This is a genomic window from Spirulina sp. 06S082 (genome assembly GCF_034932145.1).
GTDB lineage: Bacteria > Cyanobacteriota > Cyanobacteriia > Cyanobacteriales > Spirulinaceae > CCY15215.
The window spans coordinates 1-10790 of the sequence record NZ_JAYGHV010000176.1; the positions used below are offsets into that span (position 1 = coordinate 1).

A 10790-nucleotide genomic window follows, 5' to 3' on the forward strand; every position below is an offset into this window, starting at 1 on the left:
CAACCAATTGTCCGAGGAAATGACTGGGAATGCCGCGATCGTCTTTAATCAGAACGACTTGCAGCAGGGACCAAACGATATGTTTGTTTTTGGCAAGGAAGCGTTTTTCAATTTGAAAGCGATCGATTTCTCCCAGTAATAGTTTTTGATTGATGGCGAGGTCTGCTGGGCGATCGTCGGGATGGGTTAATTCTTTTTGGTTTTTGTGGAGGAGTTCCTTTCGGGAATAGCCTAAAGCGTTGCAGAGGGCTTGATTGACTTGTAAATAATCGCCGTCGAGACTGATAATAAACATTCCGATGGGGGCGAGTTCAAAGGTGAGGCGAAATTGTTCTTCGCTTTTTCGCAGGGCTGTTTCGGCGTGGTGGCGATCGGTAATGTCGGTTTGAACGGTGATATAGTGGGTCAGATGTCCCTGAAGATCGAGGACGGGGGCAAGATAGAATTCACTCCAGAAGGGAATGCCATCGCGACGATAATTTTTGATGATAGCGTGATACTCGAGTCCGCAAAGTTGCGCGTGGAGGATCTCTTGTTGAATCTCCGGATCGGCTTGTTCTCCGTAGATGGTAAAACTACTTTGACCGACAATTTCTTCGGCTTTATATCCTGTGAGTTTTTCAAAGCTGGGATTAACGTAAATGAGGGGAATATCGTTGGCGATCGCGTCGCTGATGGAAATACTATTACTATTGGCATCGATGGCGCGTTTGAAGAGATTGAGTTGAATGAGTCGTTCCTGTTGTTGAACGGCTGCGGCGATAATCTGGCTGACGGTTTGCAGAAATTCGAGGTCTTCTTCGCTCAATTGCCGCGATCGTTTGGAGTAAATTCCTAACATTCCATAGCAACTTTCTCCTCTAAGAATGAGAAGATTTGCGCCACTAATAATTTTGTTATTATGCAGCAAGGGGGAAGCCTGAAAGCGAGTTTCGACAGGGAGATCGTCAAAAACGATGGTTTTTTTCTCTTTGAGGGTATATCCCGCTAAAGAAGTTGCAGAAATCCAAATTTTGGCATAACCGATGAATTTTTCTGGCCAGCCAATTCCCGCTTTGAGCAGAAAAGAACTTTCATTTGCAAGAAGTTCAAACAGACCCACAAACTCGAGTTCTAAGGTCTCAGCGATTAAATTAACGGCTTTCTGGAGAAAAATATCAAAGTCTGTTTCTCTTAAGCTCAATTGACTAAGATGAGCAATAGCTGATTGATAGCGGAGGCGATGATTGAGCTTGGTTAAGGTAATCTCGTTGAGCTTTGTCAAAGCAACAATGTTTTTTCGGAGTTCTAAAATTTCCTCAGTTTCTGAGTTTTTTTCTTGACTTTTTGACTTTTTTATGAATAGGTTTTTAATCTGAATTTTCTTTTTTTTTCTGAAGAGAATTGCCACAACTAGCACGAAAACACTCAATATCAAGAGCATAAACGGTTCTTGCGCTTGGTTTAGGGTAGATAATTGTAAAGTTTCAATTCCAAATAAAGTTAATATTTTTCTGTTCTCAACTAGGGCAATAATGCTGGGAAAAAGAGAGAGTGTAATGCAGTCAGGGTTTAGCTGTGAAGGAATATATTCTCCACGATCGCCGATGGGGATCGCGGAGAATATACTGATTTTTGAGCTTTTCTCGTTCTGTTCTTGCTTTTTCCATCTTTGCGATCGGGCAAACTGTTTCATCAAATCGATCTGGAGTTTGAGAAGCAAGCCTTTTTTCGCTGCTTGCTATTTTTCTCTATTTTAGAGTATTGAGTTGCTAATTATAAAGATACAATTAAAAAAGTTCAACATTATGGAAGTATGAAGAAAATTAAACCGATAACTTTGGCGGAGTTAAAACCCAGAATACCTGCTCGTGTGGCTAATATTGTAGATTGTAAGGAAAATATAACCTTAGAGAGATTTCCTCAGCGCTTGGAAGCAATGGGAATTGTGTGCGATCGCCCCATTGAGGTTCTCCGTCAAGCCCAATTTGGCGGGCTGTTGCACATTCGCGTCGGCACAACCACAGAACTCGCGATCCGGCGACAGGAGGCTCAATATATAACAGTTATACCGATTGAGGGGACTCAGAGCAAATGAAGAGAATTGCCTTACTCGGAATGCCAAATACAGGCAAATCGACCTTTTTTAATCGTATTACGGGAATGTCTGCGAGTGTCGGAAATTGGCCGGGAATTACGGTGGATTTGTTACAAGCAAGGGTAAAGATCGATAATGAGGAAATGGAAATTGTCGATCTTCCTGGTATTTACGATCTCCAAGGAATAGCAGATGATGAAAAGATTGTTCGCAATTTTCTGGAAAACTATGCGATCGATCTCGTGATTATTGTTTTAAATGCCTCCCAGATCGATCGCCAAATTCGTTTACCTTTACAACTCAAATCTTTGGGTCTATCCGCCATTTTGCTGTTAAATATGGCAGATGAGGCAGAGGGATATGGGATTTGCATCGATAGCGAAAAATTGACAGAACAATTGGAGATGCCGACGTTTCTAATTAGTGCAAAGCATGGCCAAGGTTATCTAAAAGCCTACGCAGCAATCAGTAAAAAGTTATCAGAAAATATTGTTTCTATTTCGCCTCAAACTCTAGCAATGCAGTTAGATAAAAGTGGTGATATTCCCCCCAGTGCGATCGCGGAAATTCTCGATAATGCGGTAGAAATTCCCTCCCAAATCAGTATAACTTGGACGGAACGCATCGATCGCCTTCTTTTGCATCCGATTTTAGGATTGCCGTTATTTTTTGGGGGAATGTTTGCTGTATTTTGGCTCATTTGGGTTATCGGTTTGCCTTCTCAAGATATTGTTAAAAATTTGGCAGAGTGGTTCTTGAAAAATTGCCTTGCACCGGCGATTGCGCCTTTTCCAGATATTGTTCGGGATTTTGTCATTAATGGACTCTGGAATGGTATTTCTACTGTTGCTTCTTTTGTTCCTTTGATCGTGCTTTTCTTTATTGTCATGGCAGTTTTAGAAGATAGCGGCTATTTATCTCGATCTGCCTATTTAATGGATGGAATCATGGCACGTTTAGGTTTAGATGGGCGTAGTTTTGTCATGCAAATGATGGGATTTGGTTGTAATGTTCCGGCATTAATGGGAACGCGAGTGATGCGATCGCAATCTTTACGTTTGTTGACTATGTTAACTATTCCTTTTTCTCTTTGTTCGGCACGTTTACAAGTATTTGTTTTTATTATTGTCGCTACGTTTCCCAATGGGAATGGGGCTTTAGTTCTATTTTCTCTTTATTTATTAAGTTTTGTCGCGGCGATCGCCACCGCCGCTATTTTTCAAGGTACATTTCCCAATGATGAACCCTTTGTTTTAGAACTTCCTCCCTATCGTTTTCCCACTTGGAAACAAGTCGCTTTGAGAGGATGGGGAGAAGTACGCACTTTCTTATCTCGTGCTTCCGGTTTTATTACTTTTGGTTGTATTGCTGTTTGGCTAATTACCAGTTTACCCGTCGGTGCGGTAGGATTAGAGACAATTGGGGGTCATATTGGCACATTTTTGAGTCCAATTATGCAGCCCATCGGCATCGATCCTTATTTAACCTTAGCGTTAATTTTTGGCTTTATTGCGAAAGAAATCGTAATTGGTTCTTTAGCTGTTATTTATGGTTTAGGTGCGATCGGAGTTAGCGATCGCCTTACGGAAACGGTGACATTTACCCAAGGCTATAGTTTCTGTATTTTTTGCTTGCTCTATACCCCTTGTCTGACTACAATTGTAACCTTGTTTAATGAGGCAAAATCTTGGAGATTTACCCTGCTTTCTTTAGTGTATTCCCTAGGGTTAGCATGGTTGGGAAGTTTCCTGTTTTATCAAGGTGTACAACTGCTAGAATTACGATAAAATTAAGACAATTTTTCAATTAGAAGCTCATGTCAGAACACCAAAAATATACCCTCGTTACCCGCAGCGATTTTGACGGGCTAGTTTGTGCAGTTTTGTTAAAAGATATTGACTTAATTGACAAGATCGAGTTCGTTCATCCTAAAGATATGCAGGATGGCAAAATCGAGATCGGCGATCGCCACATTACCACCAATTTACCCTATGTCAAAGGCGCATATTTAGCATTCGATCACCATTTGAGCGAGACAATCAGAAATGCAGAAATTCAGCCCAATCATATTATCGATCCCGATGCCCCCTCTGCTGCTAGAGTAGTTTACAATTATTATGGCGGCGCTGAAAAATTCCCGAATATCTCTCAAGAAATGCTGGCAGCAGTTGATAAAGCAGACTCAGCCCAATTTAATCGAGAAGAGATTTTAAACCCTCAAGATTGGGTGCTTTTAAACTTCTTAATGGATGCCCGCACAGGGCTAGGGCGATTCAAGAATTTCCGTATTTCCAATTATCAGTTAATGATGGAATTAATCGATTATTGCAAAAACCATTCTATTGCAGAAATCTTGAAGATTGAAGATGTCAAAGAAAGACGAGATTTTTATTTAGAACAATCAGAAAAGTTTAAAGAACAACTCGAACGCTGCGGAAAAACTTATGATAATCTTGTAGTTTTAGACCTCAAAGAAGAAGAAACAATCTATCCAGGTAATCGCTTTTTAGTCTATGCTTTATATCCCGAATGTAACATTTCTATACATATTATGTGGGGCTTGAAAAAACAAAATACCGTCTTTGCCGTGGGTAAATCTATTCTCAATAAAACCGCAGGGGTTAATATTGGCAAACTAATGTTAGAATATGGGGGCGGTGGACACGCCAATGCTGGCACTTGTCAAGTGGAAAACGATCGCGCTTCAGCAGTCTTTCAAGAGTTAGTTCAGAAAATTACAGGTTCATAAAAAGGGTGTATCTCAATTATGGTTTGTGGATTAATTGCTGGAACAACTTATCCTTTCCGCACATTGAAGATTTTTTGGCGATCGCCTTCTCTTCTGCGCTTTCTTATTATTCCCATTTCCATTAACATTCTTGTTGGGATTTTACTCTATACGAGTCTCTTATTTCCTGCATGGAATGGTTTTGATGCGCTAACTTTAAGCATTGATATGAGAGTCGATCGCTTAATCGCCGATCTGCCTGCTTGGTTAGGATTTCTCGACAATGTGATTATTGGCTTTACTTATTTACTGCGCTTTCTTTTATTGGTAGGATTGTTTTTAGTCACGGGATTTTTTCTCTTACAATTCGGAACGCTTTTAGGTGCGCCCTGGTATGGAAAACTCTCAGAAGAAATGGAAAAGTTTCGCTTGGGAGAAGCAAAAACCATAGAAGTCGGATTAATTCGCGATCTGGGGCGGGCAATTCTTTTTGAGATCAAAAAGTTAGTTTTATGGTTAGTCATTGCTATTCCCTTATTGTTATTAAATATCATCCCTTGGGTAGGTTCCTTCGCGATCGCCCTTCTTTGGATTGCCTTAACTGCAGCGATCGCCGGGTTAGACTTCCTCGACGGTCCTTCCGAACGCCGTCGCTTGAAATTTCGTCAAAAATTAGGGATTCTTATCCAGACTTTTCCCGCCAGTGCCAGTTTTAGTTTAGTCTGTTGCGGACTGATTAGCATTCCTTTTGTTAATCTATTTACCGTACCGCTTTGCGTTGCTTCTGGGACATTATTTTGGTGCGATCGCGTTTTGCCCAAATTAGAACATTGAAGCAAATGGAAACTAAATCGAGAAAAAATCAGTCGGTCATTGAGAGTTAAAGATAAAGTTAAAGGGTGGAGTCATCGATCGCTGTCCCTCGATATGAGGTTAACATGAATAACAATCAATCAGAATCCCGTCGCGCTTCAACAGAAGCCTTTGAACAATCTCTCGATGCCCTAGGCGATTTGCTGCAACCTTTAGAGGAAGATGAGGAAATCCCCATTCCCTCTCAACCCGATGCCAAACCCAATGATTTTGATGCCATAGGGGTTGATCTTAAAGCATTGTTGTCCGAAGAGAATCAGGAATAGGGAAAGCAAAAGTTATCCTTTCCGGCTTGTCTTCAGCATCGATCGCATCAAGTAATGTAAACTTTTCACCCGATCGCCCAAACACCCTTGATAATGGATTCGGATATATACATTGCGCTACCCTAGATGTTCGATCGCCTTGCAGACTACAAAAACCAATTGGCTGATGTTATTGCCCGCTATCGCCATGGGGCAGATTTTCTCAGCATTCGTCTAGAAACTTCTCGGGGAACAAATATCACTTTACGCGGAGATAAAATAGATACCCTCAGCGAAGATGTCTCCCTCGGGGGACAAGTTAGAGTTTGTTATAAAGGCGGCTGGGGATTTGCCAGTTTTAACCGCCTTGAGAGTTTACGCGATCGCATCGAAGAAGCCATATCCGCCGCCAGATTGGTTGGTGTGGAAGAAACCCTGTTAGCCTCCGTCGAACCCATTCAAATTACCTGCAAACTCCCCCTCATCGGTACCGATCCCAGTCAAATCCCCCTGTTCGAGAAAAAAAAACTGTGCGATCGCTACAATACAATACTCCGCCAAGCAGACCAGCGCATCGCCACAACCTCCGTCAGTTATGGCGATCGCAATCAACACATTCTCCTCTTCACTTCTGACGGCACGGCGATCGAGCAATCTTGGGCAGACATGGAAATGCGTTTTGCAGCCACCGCCCGAGAAGGAGAAACCGTACAAACTGGAAGAGAAACCACGGGATCTCGCCAAGGCTATGAAGATTTAATCCATCTCGACAAACAGGTTATCGGTGCAGCCGAAAGAGCCGTGAAATCCCTTTCCTTGCCTCCAGTAGCGGCTAAAACTTACCCCGTCGTTATAGACCCCATTCTGGCCGGATTATTCGTTCACGAGGCTTTTGGGCATCTCTCAGAAGCAGATATGGCTTATGAAAATCCGGACTTGTTGGAAGTGATGAGTATGGGTAAGCGTTTTGGTAGCAAAGATTTGCAAATTTTTGATGGTGCCGCCCCCGAGGGACATCGAGGCAGTTACTACTATGATGATGAAGGAACCCCCGCCACCACAACACAACTCATTAAAGATGGGGTTTTAGTCGGACGCTTGCATTCTCGAGAAACGGCGGGAAAATTAGGAGAACAACCCACAGGAAATGCTCGTTGTCTCAACTATCACTATCCTCCCATTGTTCGCATGACTAATACTTGGATCGAACGCGGCAAAACCCCCGTTCAAGATTTATTTCAAAATATTCAAGAAGGGGTTTATGCTTGCAATTGGTTAGGAGGCATGACCAACGGTGAGATGTTTACCTTTAGTGCTGGGGAAGCCTGGATGATTCGCAATGGAGAACTTGCCGAACAAGTACGAGATGTCACGCTTTCAGGGAATGTATTTACAACCTTAGCCAATATTGAAGCGATCGCGGATGATTTTTATTGGGATGAGTCCGGAGGATGCGGTAAAGGCGGACAAAGTGGCTTACCCGTCGGTTGCGGTAGCCCCAGTTTGCGAATTCAAGATGTTATGGTGGCAGGATAAAAATAATAAGTTTTATGAATTTTTTCGGGGTGAAAGAATAATTAGCGCGATCGCGGCAATTTTGGAAGGGTAACATAGAAGCAAGGGAAAAAATCAGGCGATCGCTGGGAGTTTACGATGTCACCAACCACCACAAAAAACGGAGTCGATCCGGGCTTAAAGATTGATTCTGGCACGCAATCTTTATTCTTGGCTTCAGAATTCAGCGATCCGCTTCAATCGTCCCCTCTTTCTCCCGGTAGTAGCTCTCCCCCACCCCCAGAACACGCCGCACGTCAATGGTTGCAACAGTTAGGATCTGCAAACGATGAAGGGGCTGCAGATATTGTTGTTGATGGCGCGGGAAACTCCTATATTGCAGGTTCGACAACGGGTTCTCTCTTCAGTCAGAATCGTGGCCGAAGCGATGGTTGGCTGGCGAAGTTTAATAGTAATGGCGACCTCATGTGGGGCAGACAAATCGGGACGGTGAGTTTTGATAGTGCCAGCCAAATTGCCTTGGATGGTAGCGGGAATATTTATATAGCCGGAATTACCACTGGTCTTTTAGAAGGTACGCCATCGGGGTCTTTCGGCAATATTTTGCTGGCAAAATATGACAGTAACGGTACACCCTTTTGGGTTCAGCAACACAATTTTAATGGCCCCGATAGTCTTAGCGATATGGAAGTCACCCCAGGGGGTTTGGTTTATCTAACCGGACAAAGTTACGGTGGCACATCGTCAGCAACACTTCGCCATAATGCTTGGGCGGCACAATATCTCAGTAATGGTAATTTAATGTGGGAAAAACAATATAGTCTTGATTTCTTCGGTCGTGTTAAAGATATTACCTCGAATGGCATTGCCGTTGATGCTTCTCTTAATTCTTACGTGGCGATCCAAGTAGGAGGATGGAAACGCTACGGTCGATCCATTGATTTTGATTCCAGTAGTGTTTGGAATGAAGTTTGGCATCCTAATATTGAGTCAGATGGCACAGGATCGCTTGTTTCTAAATACGATCCCTTTGGGACTTTAATTTGGCAGAAATATCTCGATTTTTCTGTCGGTTGGAACGGTATTCTCAGCGATCGCATTGCTGCTGACAATCTCGGTAATTTCTATTTGGGAAACAATAACAGCCTCGGGAAATATAACAGCAATGGCGATCGGCTTTGGCTGCAAGATTTCACCACAACCCGAACCGCCACAGATATTGCGACAGACGTGCAAGGAAATGCCTATTTAAGCGGCTGGAGCGGGAGTAATAACGCTTGGAGTGCAAAATATAATCACAATGGGACTTTTGCTTGGGAGCAAGAATTCGGGACTCCTGAAAGCGATCGCGCCTATGGCATCGCAGTAGATTCTACAGGAAAAGTTTATCTCGCAGGCAGCACCCGAGGGACGTTAGGTCAAGCCAATACTGGAGGAGAGGATATTTGGCTGGCACAATATCTGCAAATGCCTGGGGACCCCAATCATGCCCCCGAATCTCTGCGTTTTTCCCTCGATCGCGTTCAATACAAAGCCACAGATACCCTCACTCTCAAAAACGGCTGGGTGCAAGACCTTGACGGCGCGATCGACCTTGCCCGAGTTGACTTACAACTCCTAGATATTAATGGGACGGCGATCGATTTAGCGAGTATTACAGATTTTACTCCCGCTTCCTGGAGTTCCGACTGGACGGCCTTTAATACCACTATAGATTTAAGTCATTTGAATCTCACTGGAGGGAATTATCGCTTAATTGGAGTCAGCTACGATCGCGCTGGGGCTGCAAGTTCCCCCTTTGAGCGCAAATTCTCCATTCTGACGAATACAGCACCAGGACGCTTGCAATTTAGCTTGGATAATAACCAATATGAAGCCAACGAGACATTAAACCTGAAAAATGCTTGGGTTTACGATATTGATGGCAGTAATGATATCGCCCATATTGATTTTGAACTCATCGATGCAATGGGAAATGCGATCGATCTGGCGGATGTCGCGCAATTTACCCCCGCTACTTGGAGTCATCAATGGGCAAACTTTGATTACAGCTTGAATTTGGCGCAGTTGGGATTAGACTTGGGCATCTATAGCTTACGAGGCACCGCCTACGATCGCGCTGGGGCAAAAGGGAGTAGTTTTGAGCGCAAATTCCAGTTAAATTTACCCAGCGTCGCCGCCCTGACCTGGGTGCAGGATACCGCCCGTCGGGGCAATGATATTGCGATCGATAATGCGGGGAATTTGTACGTTACCGGAACTGCTTTTAATTCGATTATTAACGATCCAAACACTTTTACCGGGGACGATATTTGGATTGCCAAATACGATCGCAACGGTAATTTACTTTGGCAAGAGGAGTGGGGAACAACCAAAACCGATAGTGCAGAAGGTATTACCGTTGATGGTTTAGGGAATGTTTATCTCACTGGATCGACGGAGGGAGATTTAAACGGGATAAATGCAGGAAGAGATGATGTTTGGTTAGCCAAATACGATCGCGATGGCAATCGAATTTGGGTCGAACAATTGGGAACTACTGACCAAGACGATGCCGTTGACGTGGCGATCGATAGCAATGGCGATCGCGATTGGCTGCAACAATTCGGTACAAATGCTTTTGACAATGCCGATGATATTACCGTTGACGATGCGGGAAATATTTACCTCACGGGAGGCACTCAAGGTTCTCTGGCCGGAACCAATGTAGGACTATCTGATATTTGGGTCAGGAAGTACGACTCTACAGGCAATTTCACTTGGCAAGAACAGTGGGGAACTGATGATTCCGAACGGGTTGAAGCGATCGCTGTGGATGGTGGTAATCTCTATCTTGTCGGTCAAACGGGGCTTAATGGGGTCGATCCCGACAATTCTTGGATCGTGAAATATGCTTGATTCTCTCTCTTTTTAAGAGATTATTCAAGTCAGAGAATATTGTTTGGCATCATACCAAATGGCGATCGCCTTAACAATTTGCTTGAGGGCATTGTCATAGTAGTTTTGCCTCTTTTAACACTCGTTCTCGAATTAATCGATATCGCTATTGTCTGTTTCTTCTCCTCTGGCAACCGAACCAAAAACACGCAGGTTAAATGCGTCGTGTTTGGCGGCAATTTCTGCGATCGCATCTCGTTGTCTCTGTAACCGTTGTTTGAGTTTCATTGTTGTATCTCCTTGAGTTAATTTTACTTCAGATCGCGATCGCATTACAATAAAAAATACACAGGACTTACGCTAGTACACTAAATATAGTGTATAGCAAGATAGACGATGGCTAAAAATTTTGGATAGCGATCGCCAGAAGAAAAAGATTAAATTGTTTCATACGTTGCTTAGTCTTTTTTTTTAC

Annotated in this window: 8 protein-coding genes and 1 pseudogene; 7 read left to right on the forward strand and 2 right to left on the reverse strand. The window is 43.3% G+C overall.

Annotated features, from left to right (window positions below; all coding sequences use genetic code 11):
• Positions 1-1675: PAS domain S-box protein (locus VB714_RS12985; protein WP_323224785.1), on the reverse strand; the 1675-nt coding region annotated here is incomplete at its 3' end.
• A 120-nt stretch (positions 1676-1795) separates the two neighbouring features.
• Here VB714_RS12985 and VB714_RS12990 point away from each other — a divergent pair.
• The 7 genes from VB714_RS12990 to VB714_RS13020 all read left to right on the forward strand — a co-directional run bounded on the left by VB714_RS12990 (position 1796) and on the right by VB714_RS13020 (position 10336).
• The gene (locus VB714_RS12990; RefSeq protein ID WP_323224787.1) at positions 1796-2077 is read left to right on the forward strand and encodes a FeoA family protein; all 282 of its coding nucleotides are present in this window, start codon (positions 1796-1798) and stop codon (positions 2075-2077) included.
• Positions 2074-3864, forward strand: a complete 1791-nt coding sequence (feoB, locus tag VB714_RS12995) for a ferrous iron transport protein B (RefSeq protein WP_323224789.1) — start codon at positions 2074-2076, stop codon at positions 3862-3864. The genes VB714_RS12990 and feoB overlap by 4 nt, the downstream gene beginning before the upstream one ends.
• A gap of 29 nt (positions 3865-3893) precedes the next feature.
• Positions 3894-4826, forward strand: coding sequence for an exopolyphosphatase (locus tag VB714_RS13000; RefSeq protein ID WP_323224791.1), 933 nt, complete (start codon positions 3894-3896; stop codon positions 4824-4826).
• An 18-nt stretch (positions 4827-4844) separates the two neighbouring features.
• On the forward strand, positions 4845-5639 hold the full coding sequence (locus VB714_RS13005) for an EI24 domain-containing protein (protein WP_323224793.1): 795 nt from the start codon (positions 4845-4847) through the stop codon (positions 5637-5639).
• A 104-nt stretch (positions 5640-5743) separates the two neighbouring features.
• Positions 5744-5944: a hypothetical protein gene (locus VB714_RS13010; RefSeq protein ID WP_323224795.1), complete on the forward strand. Its 201-nt coding sequence runs from the start codon at positions 5744-5746 to the stop codon at positions 5942-5944.
• Between the two features lie 126 nt (positions 5945-6070).
• Positions 6071-7459, forward strand: a complete 1389-nt coding sequence (locus VB714_RS13015) for a TldD/PmbA family protein (RefSeq protein ID WP_323224797.1) — start codon at positions 6071-6073, stop codon at positions 7457-7459.
• Positions 7460-7576: 117 nt separating this feature from the next.
• On the forward strand, positions 7577-10336 hold the full coding sequence (locus tag VB714_RS13020) for an SBBP repeat-containing protein (protein WP_323224799.1): 2760 nt from the start codon (positions 7577-7579) through the stop codon (positions 10334-10336).
• Between the two features lie 135 nt (positions 10337-10471).
• On the opposite strand, the pseudogene VB714_RS13025 reads toward VB714_RS13020, so the two are convergent.
• Positions 10472-10603, reverse strand: a pseudogene (locus tag VB714_RS13025) (nucleotidyltransferase family protein); the annotation flags it as partial.
• Between the last annotated feature and the right edge of the window lie 187 nt (positions 10604-10790).